Origin of the sequence: Bradyrhizobium sp. WSM1417, assembly GCF_000515415.1 — a bacterium.
Classification (GTDB): Bacteria; Pseudomonadota; Alphaproteobacteria; order Rhizobiales; family Xanthobacteraceae; genus Bradyrhizobium.
Genome location: NZ_KI911783.1, coordinates 7,518,402 through 7,539,362 on the forward strand (window position 1 = coordinate 7,518,402; position 20,961 = coordinate 7,539,362).

The following is a 20,961-nucleotide window of genomic DNA, read 5'->3' on the forward strand; positions in this document are numbered from 1 at the left end:
TGGCTTCGCCAAGCGTCGGCTGGCACGCGTCGGAGCCCTCCTTCTCGGCGGGGAAACCGCAAGCACGTAGCTTTGAACTGCTGGCACAGCCGTCGACCCGGCCGGTCACCGCCTCGGTGGAGCGGCGGCTGCCCGTCACCTCCAACAGCACTCGCGTGAGCCTCGACTACGCCAATGCCGATATTCGGCAAGTTGTGAATGACGTCGTGGGCGACATTATGAGCATGCCTGTCATCATCGATCCGGGCGTTGGGGGAAAAATGACACTTCGGACTTCGGGCAAAGTCCCCGTGAGTGATGTGCCACGATTACTCGACCAAGCGCTAGCACCATACGGCTACGGACTGGCCGTGGTTGACCGCGGAGTTCGGGTGGGGCGCTTGGTCGATCTCGCCGGCGGAGTACGAAGCGATGTCCAAGTGGTTCCCGTGCGCTATGTCGATCCAGCCGATGTCATCAAGGTGATCCGACCAAACGTCGAGGAGAGCGTGCGTCTGACACCCGCGCCGGGAGAACAAGGTATTGCCATAAGTGGACCGCCGGGTTCGGTGAGTTCCGTGCGCGAACTCATCGGCTTACTTGACACTGATGCTATGGCTCACAAATCGTTCGCACTGTATACGCTGGCTCATGCGAGTCCGGCCGCCGTAGAGCGAGAACTCAGTTTCTTGTTCAACCAGAATGACCAGGGCAGAGCGCGCGTTCGGCTTGCGGCACTCGAGCGGCTGAACGGCATTCTTGTGGTAGCGGACGACCCTGTGCTAACTCAGCAAGTTCGTCGAGCTATCGCGAAGCTGGATAAGACGTCGGAAGCGGCGGCAAACGTTCACGTGCGTCCACTTCGGTACCGAAAGGCTACGGAAGTGGCGCAGGTGCTAGCACGAATCTTTGGCGCTCAGCCGCCCAGTGTCGTATCTCGCGCGCAGCCCGCGGGAGAGTTTGGGAAGTTGTCAATCGGAAGCGCATCCGATCGATCGAGTTTGCCCCTAAACGTTCCCGGCCTGTCGGACGAAAGATCGGATGCGGCCGCGTCAGCAACCCAAGCAAAGGACGATGCGGCGGTCTCCGCAGTCAGTCTTGGCCTGTCGGCGCCGGTCCGGATCCAGGCAGACCCCAGCCAAAATGCACTCGTGATCTTGGCAACGCCGACCGACTACAAAATCATCGAAGCCGCAGTCCATCGGCTTGACGTCAAGCCGCGGCAGGTCCTGATCCAGGTCATTGTCGCGGAGGTGCGGTTGAGCGATCATTTGCGATACGGTGTCGACTATCTTCTTTCCTCTCTGGATTTGGGTGCCGTTCCACAAGGTGGTTTGTCCTATGTGTTCCCAAATAGGGATGTCAACGTTGTGCTACGCGCGCTAAGCGGCCTCGGGGACGTCAAGGTCGTATCGGCGCCACGTATTCTCACAGTTGACAACCAAACCGCGACAATTGAAGTGGGCGATCAGGTTCCCGTCCTCGCGCGATCCTCACAATCCACGCTAAGCCAGAGTTCATCGATTGTGAGCGACGTCGAACTGCGCGACACGGGGGTCATTTTGGCCGTAACGCCAAGCATCGGCGCCGGGGGTAGCGTGACGCTCGACATCTTTCAGGAGGTCAGTACGGCGAACAAGAACACACTGACCAACGTCCAATCCCCGGTCATTTCGGTACGTCGCCTCCAAAGCACCGTATCGACACGAAACGGTGATACGATCGCGATTGGCGGTTTGATGCAGGATAGCACCAACCGGATGGAGTCTGGGGCTCCCGTGCTGAAGGACATTCCGTTGTTGGGACCTCTATTCGGTAGCACGGAGCACGCCAAAGACCGAACCGAACTCTTGGTATTACTGAATCCTCGGGTGGTTGAGAGTGGCCCCGACGCGCGGGCTTTGACTGAGGAGCTGCGGGAGAAGTTCGAATCGCTAGCGCCCGATCTCGGCCGCCACCTGATGCCCAAACGTAAGCGTGTTCTCAGTCCGCGGCTTTGAGGGCTTGGGCGCGGTAGGCGCAGGGCAGAAACTGTGCGATGTCGTGGTTGGGACAGCCGCCGGTGACCTTAATCAGGACGTCAGAGTCGGGCAAGCGGATCGACATCGTTAAGCTTTGCTGCCTTGACCAGGGACGCGACGACAGTCCAGTGTTGGGACCCACCGCCGGATCCGGCAAGCAGCGCGTTTTTTGTGGGGATGTCCCGATCGGTGTTGAAACGAATCTTGCGCGGCCGCGTCGAGTGCTGCTAGAGTTCGCGGGAAAGCCCGCCACGTCCACTCCCAGACTTCGCAAGGCCGAGGTGCGATCCGCGGGATCGTCAAGCCTCTCGGTCTGTGTGACCAGGTGCTGTTGGAACCCGCGTGAAAGCCCCGTCGCGCACAGTCCGAGGTCCTCCAGAGCGAGGACGCGATTTGCGGGCTCGTCAAGCTTGTCGGCGAGGGTGACGAGGCGCTCTGAAGTGGACCCCGGAAATAGGACCAGATCTTAAGGTGTGAAGCGTCCTGCTCTGTCACAACCGATGGAGCACGGATATGACCAAGTCACGCAAGAAGTTTGATGCCGTATTCAAGGCCAGAATTGCCCTGGAGGCGCTTCGAGAGGTCGCGACGGTGCCGGAGTTGGCGAAGCGGCACGGCGTTCACCCGAACCAGATTTACGGCTGGAAGAAGCAGGTTCTCGACAATGTGGCGAGCCTTTTCGCGCCCGGTGCGAGCGCCTTTGGGGATGGCGAGGAGGAGCACGAGCGCGAGACGGCGAAGCTCTACACCAAGATCGGCCAGTTGACGGTTGAAAGGGATTTCTTGGCCAAGAGGCCCGGGCGATGAGTATACCCGAGCGTAGGGCGATGGTCGAACGGCCGAGCGAGAATTTGTCGGTTCGCCGGCAATGTGCGCTGCTGAATCTGGCACGTTCGGGCGTCTATCGTCCCATTCCGGCGACCTGCGCCGACGATCTGGCCATGATGCGGCGGATCGACGAGTTGCATCTGAAGTGGCCGTTTTACGGCTCGCGGCGAATGGTTTTCGAACTCAACCAGGCGGGCCACGGCATCAACCGCAAGCGCGTGCAAAGGCTGATGCGCGTGATGGGGATCGAGGCGCTGGTCCCGCGCCCCGGCACCAGCAAGGCCACGCCCGGCCACAAGATTTATCCCTACCTGCTGCGCGGTGTCAGCATCACCGAGCCCAATGATGTCTGGGCCAGCGACATTACCTATATTCCGATGGCGCTGGGCTTTCTTTATCTGGTGGCGATCATCGACTGGGCCACCCGGGCGGTTCTGGCGTGGCGGCTGTCAAACACGATGGATACGGGCTTTTGCATCGCCGCGCTCGACGAAGCACTGGCGCGGCACGGCACGCCGAAAATATTCAACACCGATCAAGGCGCGCAGTTCACCAGCGCCGCCTTCACCGGCAGGCTCGAGGCCGCGGGCGTCGCGATTTCGATGGACGGACGCGGTCGCTTCATGGACAATATTTTCATCGAACGCTTGTGGCGCTCGATCAAATATGAAGAGATACATCTGAAAGCCTATGCTGACGGGCACGAAGCGCGCGACGGCATCGGAACGTGGATGAACTTTTACAATCATCGTCGCCCGCATCAGGCGATGAACAACCAGTTTCCCATGGCGGCATGGCGAGCCGGCACGGACAGGATCGAGGCGGCGAAGACTGTGGATATGCCGCTTCGCTTGGACAACGCAAACGCGTTGCCCACATACCCACAGCAGACGCAAACGCAGCAGCAGGAAGCTGCTTGATTTGAACGACAAAGGCAGGCGCGACTACACCTTAACTTCGGCGACACCTGGTCCCAGGTATGGGGTCCACTTCACTCCTGGAGTGTAGGCTCAAGCGTTGCCACCCGGCACCACATCCAGAGGCTCCGCCAGACGACGCTCGCCGCCTTGGAGGAACTCCTTGGACCAGCCATAATACATTGCGGCGGCGATGCCCTCGCCACGGCAGAGCTCGGGGATATTCTCCTCGCCCGCCGCCCTTCCAACACGAACGGATCTTATCTTCAGCTGAATACTGCCCGCGTCTCTGGCGCAGAATGTCCTTTAGCACTTGTTCTCCGAGCGCTTTGGGCGGTCCGGGTTTTCTGCTTCATATTCGCTCCTGGCGGCCACGATGAAGCAGTAATCCTCCTGCCCCTTCGCAAAACCGTAAATTTGTCTCTCAAGCCCTGACGGCGAACACATCACCGCTGCGATGCTCTGGATTAGAGCCGTCAATGCGGCCTAGCTTTCGCAAGGTGAATGGCTTTCAAACTAAGAAACCGGTTGAAGCGGTTGCGCCAACGCGGGGTCCATTTCACGGCATCCTATGGCCGGGAGGCGCGGTCGGCGGCGTACCGACACTCGATGTATCCAAGATCTGATGCTCACGATGTGCTTTTAACGCTAGCCATTCCGTCCATGAAATGGCATCCGCTTTTTCAAGAGGCTGTTCTTTTGCATACTGAAAAAATGTGTTCATCAGCTCGCTTTTCTCGTTCCGCAACACCTTGTTTAACGCCTTGCTTGTTGGAAATTCGTCGCGTCTTCTTAATTTTATCTGGCGTTCTATGATGTGCGCACATTGCACTTTGTCGGAATTGTGCAACATGTCTGCCAAGGTCATCAGCAGCGTTGTACGCCCTATGCCGCCCCGGCAATGAAAATGCAAATGAACATCACCCGCACGGGCGAGGTTTCGCAACTCCGATACAAGCTTATCTATTTCAGCATCGGTGGGGCGCGCATGATCTGGTGTCGGAATGCGCAGATATGCCACACCCTTTCTTTTAACTAATTCCTCTTCCGTTTCTATTTTCACTTTACCGAAATCGAGAACCTTTGGAGGCGCCGAAGAAGCCTTTCCTTTTACGACACTCCCGGATTCTATGGTCAGACCAAAAGGAAATTTAGTCGGTAGTTTTGCGAGCTTCTTTGTCTCCTTCGCGGGAATAATTTCAGCAGGCTTTTCCACGTTACCCCAGTTATAATTATCTGCAGCATACCAGGATATTGGTTCTCCATTTGCGAATCCATGGAACTCTTGCCTAGTATCTATAATGACGATCCGTTTTGGACGTGTCAGTGTAATTAGTTCTTCTAGCTGCCGCTCAGAAAATTGTTCACTCCCAGACAAGCTTAAACCGTCAAACCCAGTCAAGTCGCAACTCTCCATCCCGGATGTATCGGATGTGGTGCGAAAGGTAGAGGGTTCAATCATGTCATATACAAGCGTTGGGGGATTTTGGTCGGATATTTTCTTCGGTATTGTTGTCGGTGGAATTCTAAATGGCGTGCGTGACTCGACGCTCGATGAGGCTGGAGCGCGAGCGCCGAGATCGGAATCTGGCGCCGGCATTTGATATGAAAGACCGACAGGCTTGCCGGGACCACACCGCATAAGTCTCTCCTTTGAGCAGCAAAAAGATAGCCCCATCAAAATGACGCAGGCTAGGTACGGCAGGTCGCCGCGCACTACCCAGCTCCAGCACTGAACGGAGCGTGCACTCCGAGGCGCGGCAAACCAAGCACGAGCGAGCTGCGTTCCGCATCCTGACACGGCAAAACAAATCCTTCACCTACCGGCTTGCGGGGGGGGAGCGGTGGCGCTGTTTAACGCTTCGCCACTACTCGGGCTGCTTCCATGCGCGCGGAAGCCATCCTGCGCGGGCTCATCCACAGCTAGTAGCTCGTCGCAGTAATTTTGATTCTTTGGATATGCCTGGATAAGCGCTGCCCAGTTTGGTGCGAGCTTTGTCCGCTGTAAACATCCAGTTGATACGGGCGCGAATTTTGTTTCGCTGCCGCTCCCATGCTGCGATCTCGCTTCTAAGGCGCTTTGGATCGACGATCCGCCGGCCGAGACGCTGCCCTTGGAGCGCGCCGATCTAGATCTCGACCATATTGAGCCAACTGGCGTGTTTCGGGGTGTAGTGGAAACTCGATGCGGCGGGCCTCGGCGGGGCAAAGGCTTGTTAGAGCGCGCCGGGGGCATGGATCGACAGATTGTCTTGCACGACACCGATGCAGGCGGCCTTGGGGTCATGGACATCGACGAGTTCGCGCATGCCGTGAGCACGATCCACGGCGGTGCGCCGCTCGGTGACTTTGACCTTGCGCCAAACTCGATGCGGATCGAAGGCAACGAAGAGATTGGCCGTGCCGTTGCGGCGGTACCGCCGCCGCTCAGCATCGCCGCCAGTTCCTCTCGCTCGGCTTGGCTCAATTCGATCCGGTACCATACATTTATCGTTCGCCTCCCTATTGGGGGCTCCGGAGTCGATCCATGAGTCAAAAATCAGACGCACGCCCTACCAAGTAGCAGGGCCATGATCTGGCTTTCATCTATACCTACTTGCACGCGCTCGGACGCCCATGCATCGCGTTTTGGCATTGCGAAGCCGCGGTGTGCACGTGGCAGCGGTTTCACGCGAGCTCCAGGAACGCCTCGTCCCATGGCGGAGGGACTCGCCGATCCCACAAACCGCGTCTTGGCCTTGCGGAGCGTCGGGGCAGCCGTGGCGGAGCTTCCCCGCGAGCTCCAGCGGCGTCTGTCTGTCCTCGCCGAGAGTCTTCCTCAGCCTGCGGATCGGGCTCGAGCCTTGGCAGCATTGGGGTCGCAGGAGGTACGGGACGATTTGCAAGTCTGCCTCAACGGCCTCCGCTAAACGGCGCGACTGCTTCCAGTCAAGCCTCTGCCTCCAAAATCGGGGCGATCTTAGTCGGCCAGCACTCCAAACATAAAACGGCCTGCGTCTCACCCGACAAGCACGCCGCGACAACCCTTGCCAATTGCGGCATGTCATGCCGATCAGCCGTATGTGTGAGTAACCTCCGAAAATCGCTGGTCCCTGCTCATTCAAACCGGCTATTGGACGCTGAGCATGTTGTTCCTGAAAGGCATAACCTCATCAGCTGATCCCATATCGAAATTGTATTGGCTTCTGGTCGACCGTGAGTACATGGAGAAGTGGATGCTACTCCGTTGAGTGGCTGGCTGCTCTTCTCCTAGGAAGTAGGTTCCGACAAATACGATGTCCTGGAGACGTAGGCCCAGTGAAAACTACTGTTGTGATTCGGTAAGTCGCCGTGATGGTGAATGGTGTGTCCTGCCGAGCGCCTCAACGCGGCTGAGCCAGGTGGCCCAGTCCCACAGCGGTCAAAGTTAGCGGTGAGTTAGATGCAACTAGCGATAAGGGCTGCGATGTCGTGCATCACACCACGTGGCCGTTCAATTCCGGTGGCGGCCCCGGTGCCGACGTGTGTGCGTAGCAGGGATATAGCTTGGTTCTCGCAATTGATCGAAGAGGCGAATCTAGACGCCTGCGAGGGGGCCGATCGCGCACCTGATTGCAAGGATTTCGACAATGATCCGCATGATCTGGCCGAAAGCGAAAGCGCCACGTCTTCTTCCTTGATTGTCGGTTCGATCATCGGTGCCATGCCGGACCCTATACGGCGTCGGCGAGCGCCCGAAGAGCTTTCGCGATTGGTCGAACTCACTGAGTTGACCAGGAGGATTACCGAGCACACTTTGGTCAGCCAAGATTGTGCCGGCAATACCGAGGTGCAGATCATGCTGAACCGCGAATTGTTCGGCAATGCGCGTGTAATCGTCAGTTTCCAGCATGATACCCTAAGGGTTTGCATCGAATCGGAGCGGCTTTGGCCTATCCTGCAGGTACATGGTCATCCATTTGCGCGCGATTTGTCCGATCGACTTGAAATGCGCATCGTGATGGTCGTCTTCGCCCACAGCTCAATATCGGACGAACAAGGCAGCAACCGGCGATCTCGCGGATTTGAGACACTACTCTACTATGAAGTTGAGAAGCGCGCGTGATCGATCTGCCTTGCTATGGCCCACGTGAGGCCGTCGCCGTTTCGCGTCTTGCTACACGTCTGCCAGTCTCCTTCAACATCGCTGGCATCGACGTGGAAGCTGTCATGCCAGGTTCGACACCTCCGCGCCGTCCGGCGGATTACTGCCAGGCCGTGATGCGCCCAAGCGGCCACAGGATTCGCGTGGCAGTTGACTCGACGCTCCTTCCGGCGGCTGCTGTGCAACATTGGCCGGAAATTACCGCATTTCCTCCGGGTGACGGCCTGCGAGAAATCCTGTTCGACATTGTCTTCCGAGATCTCGCGATCCAGGTGGAACAATGGTGTGGGCATCGGCCGATCTGGTCTTCGGCCGGGAGCATTGAAGCGTTTCCCTACGCATTTGAGATTCTTCGCTTGGAGCGTCCGGGCGATATCCTCGGGATGGTCGAATTCGATGGCGGTGGACTGCAATGGATCGCCGACTGCTGCTCTACGCTTCCCGTCGTGTGCGCCGTGCTCGATGATCTGCCCGTTTCTGTCGATCTGCTGGTCGCCGGCATCAGCCTTATCTTGACGGATCTGCATCAACTCGCTTCAGGGGACGTCGTCCTGCTGGATACCACGCCCGTCGACCATGACGGCGTCATGACTGTTCTTCTATGCCTCTCTGGCGGTCCTTGCTTTCGAGCTTCGATCTTCGATGGCCGCCTTGCCATCCTTTCAACTGTGGACTGTATGATGGATAGACCGGATCCACTCCCGCCGGAAACCTTCGACAGCATTGATCTTCCTGTTGATGTGGATGCTGGACGTCTGACCATGCCGCTCAGGCAGCTTCGCGAATTGGCTGTCGGCCAAGTGCTGGATCTTGGTTTTGATGCCACTACCAACATCAGTTTGCGCGTCAATGGCCAGGTCGTCGCAACCGGTGAACTGGTGCGCATCGCCGAGCGAACAGGTGTGCGCGTGCTCGACCTGCGATTAGCACGAGCAGAACGATGATGGCGCAGCCTGATCCCGCGACGCTGATCGTCCTAATCGCCTGCGTCGCGATCGCCCCCTTCGTTGCTATTACCGTCACCTCTTACGTGAAGCTCGTCGTCGTCTTTGGGCTCATTCGCAATGCTCTCGGCGTTCAGAACATTCCGCCGAACATGGCGCTGAATGCGATCGCCATCCTGCTCTCGGTCTACATCATGCAGCCAGTGGCTAAAGGTGCGTATGAAGCAGTGCGCGACAAACCAATCGCATCCCAAGATATCCGCGAATTAGGGACAACGATAACGCTAGCTGCTGAGCCAGTTCGCAACTTTCTCCTGAAGAACACGTCGCAACGGGAACGGCAATTCTTCGTCAATGCGGCTCGGGGATTGTGGAGCAAGGAGGACGCCGCCGCCATAAGCGGCAGCGAATTTATGATTTTGATTCCGACCTTCATGACATCCGAACTGGAAGACGCGTTCAAAATCGGCTTCTTATTGTTTCTGCCGTTTATCGTCATTGATCTCGTCGTTTCGAACATCCTTCTGGCAATGGGCATGATGATGGTCTCGCCAATGACCATATCCTTGCCATTCAAGCTGTTCTTGTTCGTTGCCGTGAACGGGTGGCAGCGCCTAATTCATGGCCTCGTCTTCTCCTACGCGGGAGCAGCACCATGAATACCGCCACTCTCACCAACATTGCCATTGGCGCGCTCAAACTGACACTTGTCCTGTCGATGCCCACAGTCCTCGTCGCTACGGGCGTCGGGCTGATCGTCAGTGTTATGCAAGCTCTGACCCAAGTTCAGGAGCAGACACTCTCTTTCGCCGTGAAGCTGATATGCGTGAGCCTGATGCTGGCCGCCACCGCGAATTGGTTTGGTGAGCTTAGCCGGTATACGGTGAACATCTTCGACCAGATCGCCGGGATGTAAGTCTGGGGCCCAACGGACTTGCTAAATTTGCCTCTCTTCGCCGGGCGGCACGCAACAAGAACGACCCCACCAGCTGGGCAAGCGCTAGAGTAGTCCATTCCATGTCACCACTTGATCCAGCTCACCTGCGTACTTTCCTTGTTGTCCTGCCGCTTGCGATGGCACGGGTGACAGGGATGGTGCTTGTCATGCCCTTTCTGGGACGCGGTATGGTGACGGCGCCGGCGCGCAACGGCGTGATCATGGCATTGGCGCTCCCGGCAATGGGGTTTGCTTGGACAACGAGGCCTGCGGATCTCGACATCACACGTCTGATGCCGATCCTGGGCCTGGGGCTCAAGGAACTCTTGCTCGGGTGCCTCCTGGGCATGCCAGTTGCCGCGACTATGTGGGGTGTGGAAAGCGCGGGCACGTTCATTGACCATCAGAGGGGAGCCACGATGACAAGCCTCTTGAGCCCGGGAAACCTCAATCTGGACTCGCCGCTTGGGACCTTCCTAGCTCAGCTTTACGCTACATGGCTGTTCGTCAGCGGCGGCTTTTCCAAACTATTAGAAGCGCTCTATCGCTCCCATGAAATCTGGCCGCTGTGGAGCTTTCACCCTGCATTTGGTCCGGCCTTCGTCACCGGTATGTTAGATCTTGCAGACCTCGTGATGCTGCTGACATTGCTTCTCGCCGGTCCAGCCATTGTTGCGATGTTTCTCAGCGAATTCGGCTTGGCACTGGTCAGCCGGTTCGCGCCGCAACTGGAGGTCTTCTTTCTCGCTATGTCGGTCAAGAGCGCAGTTGCCCTTCTGCTGCTGATTCTATCGCTCACGATTGTTTTGGCCAATGCCGACAAGCATATGCCGTCGCCTGTCGCGATCGTCAATCGCGTCGCCAGGTGACTGTCGTGACCGGCAGAAAGACCGAAAAGCCGACCCCCAGGAGGCTGCGGGGCTTGCGCAAGAAGGGACAGGTTCCGCACAGTAAGGAAGTCGTGTCGGCGGCGGTGACCCTTGGGTTCTTCGCGCTGTTCTTCGCCTCTTTGCCTGGCCTAGTAGACCGACTTAAGGCAACGATCCTGTTGCCCGTATCGTTTCTTGAAGAGGACTTCCTAATTGTCAGCCGACAGCTACTCGAGTTTTATTTCGGTGAAGTACAAAGTATGGTCGCACCTTTCCTCGGCATCGTCCTAGTCATTGGCGTGGGCGCTAACCTGCTGCAGAACGGGGCGATTTTCTCCCCCGAGGCTGTCACGCCATCGCTGAAAAAGCTGAACCCCGGTGAGAATGTCAGAAGGATAGTCTCGCTGCAGAATCTCGTCGATCTGGGTAAGGCGATCGTGAAGGTGCTGATACTCAGCCTCGTCATAATGCTTGTGCTGCGCCAAGGTGTGCATGCGCTTGTGTGGACGCCGAGCTGTGGCATATCATGCCTAAGTGCCGTGACGGGTAACCTGCTGCTCGGGATCGCTAGTTATGTGGGGGCGAGCTATCTTGTGCTGGCAATTGCGGATTTTGCGTTCCAGCGATGGCAGTTCACGAACAAGAATTTGATGTCGCTGGACGAAGTCAAACGAGAAGCTAAGGAAAATGAGGGCGACCCTCTGATCAAAGACCGACGCAGGCGCCTCCATTCGCAATTGTTAGCCAGGGACGCGATTGAGCAGTCGCGTAGAGCGACCGTGTTGATCACCAATCCCACACATATTGCAGTGGCGATCTACTACGATCGGCAGCGCACCCCCCTGCCCATGATCGATGCCATAGGTACCGATCTCTTGGCGCAGCAAATGATTGATGCCGCGGCCGCTGCGGGGGTGCCGGTGATGCGAAACATTCCGCTGGCGCGCGCGCTCCTGAAGGACGGCCTGGTGGATGAGTATATTCCATCGCACCTGATTGTACCTCTCGCGACGGTTCTGCGGGCGCTCGGAAAACTGGCGGCTGAGACCGGTTATCGGTCCTGACTTCAGCTTGGTTCTCGCAGTTTTGAACAGCCCGCCGCCGGTGCGACGGATCTGCCGTTCTTGTAGCAGCCATAGGCAAGAGATATTGCTTCATAATGAACATCTATTTGTTCTCGAGATAATGCGCGTCTATCTTCATGTACGTGGGAGAGGAAATGGGCGCTGCCCAATGCGACGGTCCCATCGGGCTCGAGATCTTGCCGCCAAGATGCATGTCGACGCGAGTGGCCTCTCTTGGAGATCCGTTCGTCCCCTACTTATCAGCCTAAGGCGGAATAATCGATGCTCTTCGCGGTCGCTTGGACATTTATTGGCCATAGCACTAGCTGTGATGGTGACGGTACCGAGATGCTTGCGGAAGCATGGCGTTGGGGTTTATCGCGCGACGAAACGACTTCAGTTTGCCTAGTAGATAGTATTCGACGAGGTGACGCTGCGCGGAGAGATGTTTGTCGAGTGGGTACTTCGGCAACCGAATAGCGATCTTGAGAATAGCGGCTTGCGCGCCTTTGTCGGCGGCAGCCCGGATGATGATGGCTGTGGAGCACTAGGAAGAACTCATCCATTTGCCGCTTTGTAGGAGGTGAATCATGAGGGGTATTGACGAACGCGGCAAGGCGCCGATGGTGGGATATGAGACCAACGAAGCCAATGGCGCGGACGATTCTCCCACTGGGCCGGCGATTAATCTCGAAGGAAGCGGCCCGTCCCGTTCTGTCGTGGAGCAGACACGCTCTAACCCTCAAGGATCGAATGCTGCTGCGCTGCCTATCGAAGGGCACGGCCCTCATCTGACGATGGACGTACTCGGTGTAATTGCTGAGCAGCTCAGCCCGATCGATCCGTTGATGACGTCGAAGACAAGTCGCCGACTGCGTGATGCCGCCCAGCTATCTGCGGAGCTTCACGAAACGCGTCAGAACCTGACCAGAGGGCGGCAGGAGCACCTCGTCGCACTCGCCGAAGGGCTTAACGACCCCGAGCATCGCGTCTCCGTCATAGAGTACCTCGGGGAACGCATGGGAGAGCTTGCGCCAACGCTCCAAGGACGTCTCGTTGCCCTCGCCGAGGGGCTTAAAGCCCCCGAGCATCGCGTCTCGGCCGTGTGGGGCCTCGGAGCGCACGTGGCAAGGCTTTCGCCCGCGCTCCAAACGCGCCTCTTCATCCTTGCCGAGGGGCTCGACGACCCCGAGCATCGCGTCTCCGTCATCGGGGCCCTCGGAGCGCGCGCAGGACAGCTTACGCACGCGCAGCAGGAGCGCCTTGTTACCCTCGCCGAGGGGCTTGACGACCCCGAGCATCGCGTCTCCGTCATCGAGGGCCTCAGGGAACGCATCGGAGACTTTGCGCCTACGCTGCAAGAGCGCCTCGTTGTCCTCGCCGAGGGCCTTAGCGACCCCGAGCATCGCGTCTCGGCCGTGTGGGACATCGGAGCGGGTGCGGCAAGGTTTTCGCCCGCCCTCCAAGAGCGCCTCGTCGTCGTCGCCGAGCAGCTTAACGACCCCGAGCATCGCGCTCAAACTATGATGGGTATTGGAGCGCATGTGGGAGAGTTTGCGCCCACGCTCCAGGAGCGCCTCATCGTCCTCACCGAGGGACTTGACGACCCCGAGCATCGCGCCCAAGCCTTGGAGGGCCTCACGGGCGTCGGAGAGCTGGCGCCCGCGCTCCAGGAGCGCCTCATCACTCTCGCCGAAGGACTTCACGACTCCGCGCATAGGGCCTCTGCGGTGGAGGGCCTCGGAGTGCGCGTGGCAGACTTGGCGCCCGCACTCCAAAGGCGCCTCATCGCTCTCGCCGAAGGGCTAAACGAATCCAGCCATCGTGCTCAAGCCTTGGAGAGCCTTGGAGTGCGCGTAGGAGGGGTTTCACCCCCGCTGCAAGAGCGCCTCGTTACACTCACCGAGCAGCTTGACGAGCCCGAGGATCGTGTCTTGGCCCTACGAAGCCTCGGAGTGGGTGTGGAAGGGCTTGCGCCCGCGCTCCAGGGGCGCCTGCTCACCCTCGCGGAGCGGCTTAACGAGCCCGAGCATCGCGTCTCGGCACTATGGGCTCTTGGAATGCATGTGGGAGGGCTTTCGCCCTCCTTCCAGCTGCGCCTCGTTGCCCTCGCTGAGCGGCTGGCTCAGCCCGAGGATCGCATCTCGGCGCTATGGGCCCTAAGGGCGCATGTAGGCCGGCTAGCGGTCCCGGTCCAGGAGCGCCTCGTCGGCCTTGCCGAGGTGTTCAACAGTCCCGGGCATCGTGTCGTGGCCTTGCAAGGCCTCGGAGAGGGCCTGGCGGAGTTTGCGCCCGAGCTGCAGAAGCGCCTCGTCACCCTTACCGAGGGGCTGGACGACCCTGCGCATCGTGTTTCGGCTTTGCAGAGCCTCGGGGGAAACCTGGTACGGGTTGCTCCCGCAGTTCAGGAGCGCCTTGTTGCCCTGGCGGAGGGATTTAACGATCCTGAGCATCGGGTCTCGGCGCTGCGACATCTCGAGGCAGGCATGGGAGGACTCCCGCGCGACCTCCAGCGGCGCCTAGCTGCCATTGCCGAAGGCTTTGCCCAGCCTAGCTATGAGGCTCAAGCCTCGACGCCACTGTGGCCGTAGGAGGCGCGACGATCCGATGCGTAGATTCCGCAAACTCCGGTTTGACGATATCGCAACAAGACAGCGTGATTTCATTGGGGCGCTGGAGGGCTACAGCGTGAACGAGGCTAAAAATAGCTACCCCTTTGCATGGCGAGCCGCAGGGATTTAGGGATGCGCTGTGCTTTCCCGGCGCCGCCGATTCGATACCGGCCCCAGGATAAAGAGCCGCCGCTGGTAACGGTCCGGCACGTGCGGCTAGTTATCGCTTTTCTGGTCGTCCGTGAACAAGGCTCTAAGCGATTGAGCAGGAGTCAGTTTTCCGGTTGCGGCGGCATTTGAGATTGCAGGGATTGGGGGCTTGAGGCCCCCAAACCTTGCAATTTTGGTTTGTGGATTCCCTTTTGCTGCGGACCATGATTCTGTGTGCATCGGAGGGGCCGATGCGACCGAAGAAGCACAGGACGACGGGATCGAACGATCTGTTCCGGGCGCGGCTGGACCGTACGCATCCGACGGGGGCCGTCTTGCGTGACGGATGGTAATTCGCGAAGCGTGTGACCTTAAGTCTAGCTTTAAGGTCATCAGGTGATGCGGGTCGAGGTTTTGGGCGGGCTGGAGCGGCGGCGGCGCTGGTCGCAGGACGACAAGGCACGGATTGTCTGTCAATCGGCTTGCAAATTTGGCTCTGACGCATATTCGATGATCGTGTTTGTTTTTATGGCGCGCCAATCAGCCTAGCCTGAAGGAGATCGAGCTTAGCGCGCCCGTACATCTGCCGCTTGACCAGCTTGAGCTTGGTGATCTGAGCTTCCACTTGGCCATTGGACCACGGTTGCGTGATAGCCGCGTGCACCGCGCCCTTGTCGTTGGCGATCCCATTCGCGAACGAGCCAATGAGGCTCCGCTTGGATTCATCTATCCAAGGTTCGAGCTCGATCTCGGCCCTCTTTCGGATCATCGCGTGGAAGCGGCCAACGAGAGCGTTGGCATCGGCCAGCATAGGGACGCTTTGTTCAATAGCGGCAACCGTGACGGTCTCGGCCTTGGTTAGGTGGTCCCGCTTCATCGTCATCAACTGCACTATAGTCCGGGCGGCGGGGACCCTCTGCAATTGTTGACGGCTGATGGTCTCGGCGCGTCGCCGTCGCGTGGCCCATTCCGCCACCACGCGCAGCGATCCCTTAAAGCCTTGCCCTCTCAAACGGCGCCAGAGTTCGGCACCGTTACGACAGCCGCCTGACCACTGCGCGTCCAGGAACGGCAGGTGCCCATCCAGGGTGCTTTGACGGGTGCGGAAGATATCCGTACCGCCGCCGCGACTAATTTGGCGAACCAGATTGCGACTATGTCCTGTGCGGCGGACGATCTCCTTGAGCGGCACACCGTCGCTGACAAGAGCCGCGATTGCGGCATGGCTGTCCTGGCGCCGCAGATAACCCTGATAGCGAAGCTTTTCCGCGCAGGTCAGCAGTTTAAGATCGATCGTCGTCGCCCCGATTGCGGCTCGGATTTTGCTCATCGAACGGCGCACCGCTTCAAGGAAGGCCGCGCTCGCGTTTTCCATCAGATGCCAGCGGTCGGCGACCTGGATGGCGTTCGGCAGCGCCTTGGCTGCTGCCTCGCCATATCCACCACCGCGATCTCGCGACACAATGTTGATGCCCGGGTGCTTCGACAGCCACGCCTGAACGGTCGCCATTTCCCGGTCGGGTAGCAAGGCAACGATCCGCCGACGCTCCAAATCGCACACGATGGTCCCGTACCGACGATTTCTCCGGAACGCCCAGTCATCAATACCCACAACAAGCAAGGGATCCATCGGCATCGCCGCCCGCCGGCGGACCACCCGCAGCAAGGTATCGTTGCTGACAGGCAGCATGAGCCGCTTGGCGAAGCTTGCTGCCGGCCGGCCGCCGAGCGCCAACCCCAGGTGATGGACGATGTGTTCGAGCCGTGCCGTCCGACGCCGTCGAAGCGGAACGACGTCTTCTCCGAACCGCTCCGCGAAGATCCGCCGGCGGCAATGCGGCACCTCGCATGTGAAGCGCCGCGTGAGTAATCGGAGGCGCACCTTTCTGCCCGCTGATGGCAAATCGGCCACGTGCCGGATGTAGCGGCTATGGACTCGGCGCGATAGTGTCGCGCACAAAGGGCACTGGGCCTCCGCAGCCTCTGACCGAACAGCCAGAATAACCGAATCCTCTGAATCACTTACGCCATCAAAGACCAAACCACTCGGTACTAGCGATGAAATTCGAAAGCCTGTCCGCATGGCGCCGATTCTCCGTTGAAGAACCACAGTCGCCGGCGAACTTCATCAGAAATGAGTCAGAGCCAAATTTGCAAGCCGATTGACAGCCATGCCGGCGTAGCGACAGAGCGACCCCGAATCGCCCGGTTGAAGAGTGAACTCGGGGCCGCCCCTCCGCCGGCCCGCTGTTGGGGAGTGGACACGGCATCCAAGTGAAGCACCGGTTTCTGTCCCGAGCAACCGGACAGCGTTTCTGACGGGCTCTAGAGAGTCGCTGAGTGGCATTGCGTGAAGCGAAGGCCACCACCACAGGCGTGCCCGATGTGCTTCAACGAGCTGAAGCTCGACAAGGTCGAGCAGCATTGGTCCGGCTCAACCGAAGAGCCATCGCCAAATTTTGGTGACGGCTTGAGCCGGTCAGGCGGCGGCGGTTGTGGGCTGGCGGTCGGTCGACTTGGCGATGACCTCGATCCCGTCATTGAATGTCACACCGAGAACGAGTTTTGGCAACTGGTTATGACCATCGAGACGGCGCCAGGTTCTCTGCGCGCCCTCGACCAGTTTGAAGACCATCGCGAGCGCGGTCTTGTTGGATAGGCAGCCTTTCGATCGAATGGTGCGGTGGCGCACGGTGGCGAAGGTGCTTTCGATGGGGTTGGTCGTCCGCAAGTGTTTCCAGTGCTCGGCCGGGAAGTCGTAGATAGCCAGCAGCGTGTCCCGATCCTTGTTCAGGCAGTCTGCCGCCTTTTCGTATTTCAGCGCGTAGCTCCCGATGAAGGCGCCGAACGCCAGCTCGGCGGCGACCTTCGTTTCAGCCATCCAGATCTCCTGCAACGCGCGCTTGGCTTTCGGCTGCTGGGTCTTCGGCAACTTGGCGAGCATGTTCGCCGTCTTGTGCACCCAGCAGCGCTGCTCGCGCGTTTTCGGCCAGACCTCGCCGGCAGCTTTCCAGAAGCCGAACGCTCCATCGGCGATGACGAGCCGCGGAGGCACGGCGAGCCCGCGCCGCTTCAGATCAAGCAGCAGATCGCGCCAGTCGTACGCGCTCTCGCGGGCACCATTGGTGAAGCCGACCAGTTCCTTACGGCGTTCCGGCGTCGCACCGATCAGCACCAGGATGCACTGCTTTTCGTCTTCGAGCCGCGCCTCCAGATGGATGCCATCGGCCCAGATGTAAACGTAGCGACGCCCCTGCCACGCGGCGTGTTCGTCGATCCAACCGTCCTTCAGCCGACCGATGGCGGATGCCGACAACCCGGCAGCATCCTTGCCGAGCAGCGCCGCCAGCGCCTCCGAGAAGTCGCCGGTGGAGATACCCTTCAGGTAAAGGATCGGCAGCCGCGTCTCGATCGATTTCGAGCGGCGCATGTAGGGCGGTAGGATCTTCGAGGTGGTGCCGACCGAACGCGGAGAATTGACGCGATAAAAGCAAATGCACTCTTTCACTCACCGCGATGTAGAAGGATGACCATTACCTCTCCGTGGTGCCAAGACCTTGGCGGAGACCGTGGTCCTCGAGTCGTCGGAGCGAAGGGGTATCGGCGCTGGCCCATAGCCTACGAATCCAAGCCATAGTAACGACTGCCTTATGCGACCATAGCGGGCCATAGCTGGCATGCTCTGTTTTGTATGCCCCTGCTGTGCCCTCCGTGAAATTCCTTGCACAACAGAGCTGGGGATGTGGAGGGAAGGGTCTGATATCCGTTTCTCTTTTTCAAAAGGGCGTGTGCCCAGTCGATGTGGGGCACATGCCGAGGGAATGAGAGAACTAACCCCTTGGATAAAAGGGGCTAATGGTGGGCGCACAAGGGATCGAACCTTGGACCTCTCCCGTGTGAACCACAATCCGTAGACCCGAGCCAACCAAATCCGGCCATAGTTGAAATGTAAAAACCCCTTTAATTAATGTGGGTTGTAGCCCTATTCGGCCATATGAGCCCATAGGTGACCTTACTACATTTTGTATGCCCCCGTTGTGCCCGCCGTGGATTTTCCCTCGGGGCACAAAAACGGGGGAGGTCTGAGACCCGGTTCTGTTTGGGTCTGTGGATCCTCCCCGCGCGGGCACACGGCAAAAGGGGAGGGTCTGAGGCCCAGTTCTGTTCGAGGGCTGACCGCCCTTCTTGCGGGGCACGCTGGGCACAGAGAGAGGGAAGGAATCATGACGGAGCCGGCCAACCAGCTTACACTCACCGATACGGTGATCCGCAACGCAACGCTGCCGCCGGGTAAGGCGCAGCACTATCTCCACGACGACAAGCTGCCCGGCCTCGCCTTGCGCATGCGCGCCACCGGCGGCCGGACCTGGGTCTACCTCTTCACCAAGCCGGGGGTGAGGGGTACCCAGCGCAAGACCCTCGGCGCGTGGCCCAAATATAATGAGAAGGCCGCGCGCAAGGCCGCCACCATCGCAGCAGGCGAGGTCGTCAAGGGCTTGGACCCAAACGACGCGAAGCGCGAGGCGAGGCGGCAACAGGCAGCCGAGAAGCAGCGCACCACGCTCGCGACCCTCATTGTTGAAGATGGTCCCTACCAGACGTCCCTGACCGAACGTCAAGTGGTCAATTGGAAGCCAGCAATGTCGGCGCTGCGGCGCGGGCTCAAGGATCACGCCGAAAGCGGTGTGGGGGACCTAACGCGACGGCAGATCATGGCTGCGGTCGACAAGATTGCCAAGACCGGCAAGCGCGGTGCAGCTAGGGACTTGCGCAAGCACGTGCATACCTTCCTCGAATGGTGCGTCGGCGAGGGCTATGTCGAGCACAACGTACTCGCTGGCTATCGCGCGCCCAAGGAAACGCGCGCGCAAAGGGTCGGACGCCGAACGAAGGGTCGCGCGCTGACCGATGAGGAAATCATCAAGGTCTGGGATGCATCCGGCAAGCTCGGGGCTTTCGGTCTCCTGGCACGCATGTGTCTGCTCGGCGGCCCGCGCCGCAGCGAGCCTACCATGATCGAGTGGCAAAAGCACATCATGGACGGTCGAATCACCTTCGATGCGGAGTGGACCAAGATGGGGCTGCACCACGATGTGCCGCGCACTCACCTAGTTAACGAGGTGCTCACGGCCGCGAAACATTTCCAGCGGGCAACCTCCGACTATGTCTTCCCATCACCAAAGACCGGCGGCCAGATGTCCGGCTTCACCAAAATGGTCAACCGCTTGGTTAAGGAAGCGAGCGTCGCCAAGTTCACCATGCATGACTTAAGGCGCAGCTTGCGCACGATCATGTCGCGCTGCGGCTACGACAACGAAATCCAGCGGCTGTGTGTTGGGCAAAAGCCGGGCGGAATTGATCAGGTCTACAATCACGACGAACAGTGGATCATCCGCAAAATGGCGTTCGAAGCGGCCCACGACTACATTGCGGAATTGGTCGGCGCGAAACGGGTCGGCAAAATCGTGCGCCTTCAGCGGACGAATCCGCTTGACCCTATCAAGGCCGAGCTCCTCGGCCGTCTCCGTGAGCATTATGCGGCTGAGGCGCCCTAGTGGTCCTATCGCACTTGGCCAGATAGTCGCGCACCGCATCGACACGATAGAGGGGCCGGCCATCGACGTAGCGCCATTTCAGGGGGTGGTTCGGATCGCGCCGCCACTGCTCCAGTGCGCCGGGCGTGCGCCGGATAACCGCGGCCGCCTCTAGGGCCGTCAAATTAGAGCTGTTCGGCAATGTATCAAAATCGAAGGTCGCGGGCGGCGGCATGCCACGGTTCTTGCGAGGGCGCTTCGTGGCACGCGGCGTCTTGCTGGAATCTGCCGGCCCAAATAATTCGGTCCGTAGCTCTTCCTCCTTCTCTGGCATGCCTCCTCCCCCGAACCATGATCGGTCTGATGCAATAAGACCGTGGGCTGCTCCAGCAAGAAAGAAATCAAGCGCACAGGTATGGCTGCCGGATAGCTGTGGCGTGCAAAAAGGACGCCATTCTTTGCCGAGAGCTTGACTTGTGAATCGAAGACCGATCGCTATCCTAAATGTTGGCTGGAGGTCGCATAAGTGGGGCAATATTCCGATCGAAACACCATTGATTAACTGTCGATTCGGAAGGCGCACGACTTGCAACCAGACCGTTATGAGCGCACCACCATGGCGGCGGAAAATTCGAACAAAATCAGCGTTTCTCGATCAAGATCATTCACGTTTGTGCGCGTTTGTTCACGGGGTTCTGCCGGATAGCTGGTGGCATGGAGGGCCGCCGCAAACCACCAACCGGCCTCGAAGGACGGGTTTGCGTTTCGTCCGTCATGCCGCTATCGGGCTAAAAGCGGACTCGAAGGATAAGCCATTTCGGTAGCGATTGGACCCAGACCGGAAGTCGCAGGCGCTGCAAATCGCGAGTGCGGCGAGACAAGAATAATCAGATTACGGTGCACACTTAATCCGTGAGCTTTCGAGCCCATGCATTGAGTGCATTTGGCACCGCAATCGCGTAATCCCAAAATAGAAATTCACA

The 20,961-nt window shown here is 59.0% G+C and carries 12 protein-coding genes and 4 pseudogenes; 10 read left to right on the top strand and 6 right to left on the bottom strand.

Annotated elements, in window-relative coordinates; translation table 11 throughout:
* Nucleotides 1-155 precede the first annotated feature (155 nt).
* Nucleotides 156-1,979: a secretin N-terminal domain-containing protein gene (locus BRA1417_RS0136755; protein WP_198034893.1), complete on the top strand. Its 1,824-nt coding sequence runs from the start codon at nt 156-158 to the stop codon at nt 1,977-1,979.
* A 534-nt stretch (nt 1,980-2,513) separates the two neighbouring features.
* Nucleotides 2,514-3,748 (top strand): IS3 family transposase gene (locus BRA1417_RS41425; protein ID WP_371260012.1). Its coding sequence is split into 2 segments (ribosomal slippage): nt 2,514-2,793 and nt 2,793-3,748, totalling 1,236 coding nucleotides; the frame shifts between segments, so codons are not numbered across the junction.
* Nucleotides 3,749-3,874: 126 nt separating this feature from the next.
* On the opposite strand, the pseudogene BRA1417_RS45800 reads toward BRA1417_RS41425, so the two are convergent.
* The 3 genes and pseudogenes from BRA1417_RS45800 to BRA1417_RS45805 form a co-directional block, all read right to left on the bottom strand.
* Nucleotides 3,875-4,058: pseudogene (locus BRA1417_RS45800) on the bottom strand (IS3 family transposase); the annotation flags it as partial.
* Nucleotides 4,059-4,304: 246 nt separating this feature from the next.
* A complete protein-coding gene (locus tag BRA1417_RS43370; RefSeq protein ID WP_198034894.1) occupies nt 4,305-5,147 on the bottom strand; it encodes a hypothetical protein in 843 nt (280 codons plus the stop codon).
* A 511-nt stretch (nt 5,148-5,658) separates the two neighbouring features.
* A pseudogene (locus tag BRA1417_RS45805) lies at nt 5,659-6,162 on the bottom strand (transposase); the annotation flags it as partial.
* A gap of 1,004 nt (nt 6,163-7,166) precedes the next feature.
* Between BRA1417_RS45805 and BRA1417_RS0136790 the strand changes: the two are divergent.
* From BRA1417_RS0136790 to BRA1417_RS0136815, 6 genes are all read left to right on the top strand, one after another.
* On the top strand, nt 7,167-7,829 hold the full coding sequence (locus BRA1417_RS0136790; protein ID WP_156949078.1) for a hypothetical protein: 663 nt from the start codon (nt 7,167-7,169) through the stop codon (nt 7,827-7,829).
* Complete coding sequence (locus BRA1417_RS0136795; protein ID WP_156949079.1) at nt 7,826-8,812, top strand: FliM/FliN family flagellar motor switch protein; 987 nt, start codon at nt 7,826-7,828, stop codon at nt 8,810-8,812. Before BRA1417_RS0136790 ends, BRA1417_RS0136795 begins: the two co-directional genes overlap by 4 nt.
* A complete protein-coding gene (gene sctR / locus BRA1417_RS0136800) occupies nt 8,809-9,471 on the top strand; it encodes a type III secretion system export apparatus subunit SctR (protein WP_027520097.1) in 663 nt (220 codons plus the stop codon). Before BRA1417_RS0136795 ends, sctR begins: the two co-directional genes overlap by 4 nt.
* Complete coding sequence (gene sctS / locus BRA1417_RS0136805) at nt 9,468-9,728, top strand: type III secretion system export apparatus subunit SctS (RefSeq protein WP_027520098.1); 261 nt, start codon at nt 9,468-9,470, stop codon at nt 9,726-9,728. Before sctR ends, sctS begins: the two co-directional genes overlap by 4 nt.
* Before the next feature lie 101 nt (nt 9,729-9,829).
* Complete coding sequence (sctT, locus tag BRA1417_RS41430) at nt 9,830-10,618, top strand: type III secretion system export apparatus subunit SctT (RefSeq protein ID WP_084462409.1); 789 nt, start codon at nt 9,830-9,832, stop codon at nt 10,616-10,618.
* Nucleotides 10,619-10,623: 5 nt separating this feature from the next.
* On the top strand, nt 10,624-11,682 hold the full coding sequence (locus tag BRA1417_RS0136815; protein ID WP_027520099.1) for an EscU/YscU/HrcU family type III secretion system export apparatus switch protein: 1,059 nt from the start codon (nt 10,624-10,626) through the stop codon (nt 11,680-11,682).
* A 382-nt stretch (nt 11,683-12,064) separates the two neighbouring features.
* Here the strand turns inward: BRA1417_RS0136815 and BRA1417_RS46390 are convergent.
* Nucleotides 12,065-12,205, bottom strand: a pseudogene (locus BRA1417_RS46390) (IS5/IS1182 family transposase); the annotation flags it as partial.
* 67 nt (nt 12,206-12,272) lie between these two features.
* Between BRA1417_RS46390 and BRA1417_RS0136820 the strand changes: the two are divergent.
* A complete protein-coding gene (locus tag BRA1417_RS0136820) occupies nt 12,273-14,273 on the top strand; it encodes a hypothetical protein (protein WP_027520100.1) in 2,001 nt (666 codons plus the stop codon).
* A 697-nt stretch (nt 14,274-14,970) separates the two neighbouring features.
* On the opposite strand, the gene BRA1417_RS0136825 is transcribed toward BRA1417_RS0136820, so the two are convergent.
* Together BRA1417_RS0136825 and BRA1417_RS41435 are read right to left on the bottom strand one after the other, a co-directional pair.
* Entirely contained in the window at nt 14,971-16,527 is a 1,557-nt protein-coding gene (locus BRA1417_RS0136825; protein WP_027520101.1) for an ISL3 family transposase, read from the bottom strand.
* A 396-nt stretch (nt 16,528-16,923) separates the two neighbouring features.
* A pseudogene (locus BRA1417_RS41435) lies at nt 16,924-17,892 on the bottom strand (IS256 family transposase); the annotation flags it as partial.
* A gap of 775 nt (nt 17,893-18,667) precedes the next feature.
* On the opposite strand from BRA1417_RS41435, the gene BRA1417_RS0136835 reads away from it, so the two are divergent.
* Nucleotides 18,668-19,999: an integrase arm-type DNA-binding domain-containing protein gene (locus tag BRA1417_RS0136835; RefSeq protein ID WP_027520102.1), complete on the top strand. Its 1,332-nt coding sequence runs from the start codon at nt 18,668-18,670 to the stop codon at nt 19,997-19,999.
* The last annotated feature ends 962 nt before the right edge of the window (nt 20,000-20,961 follow it).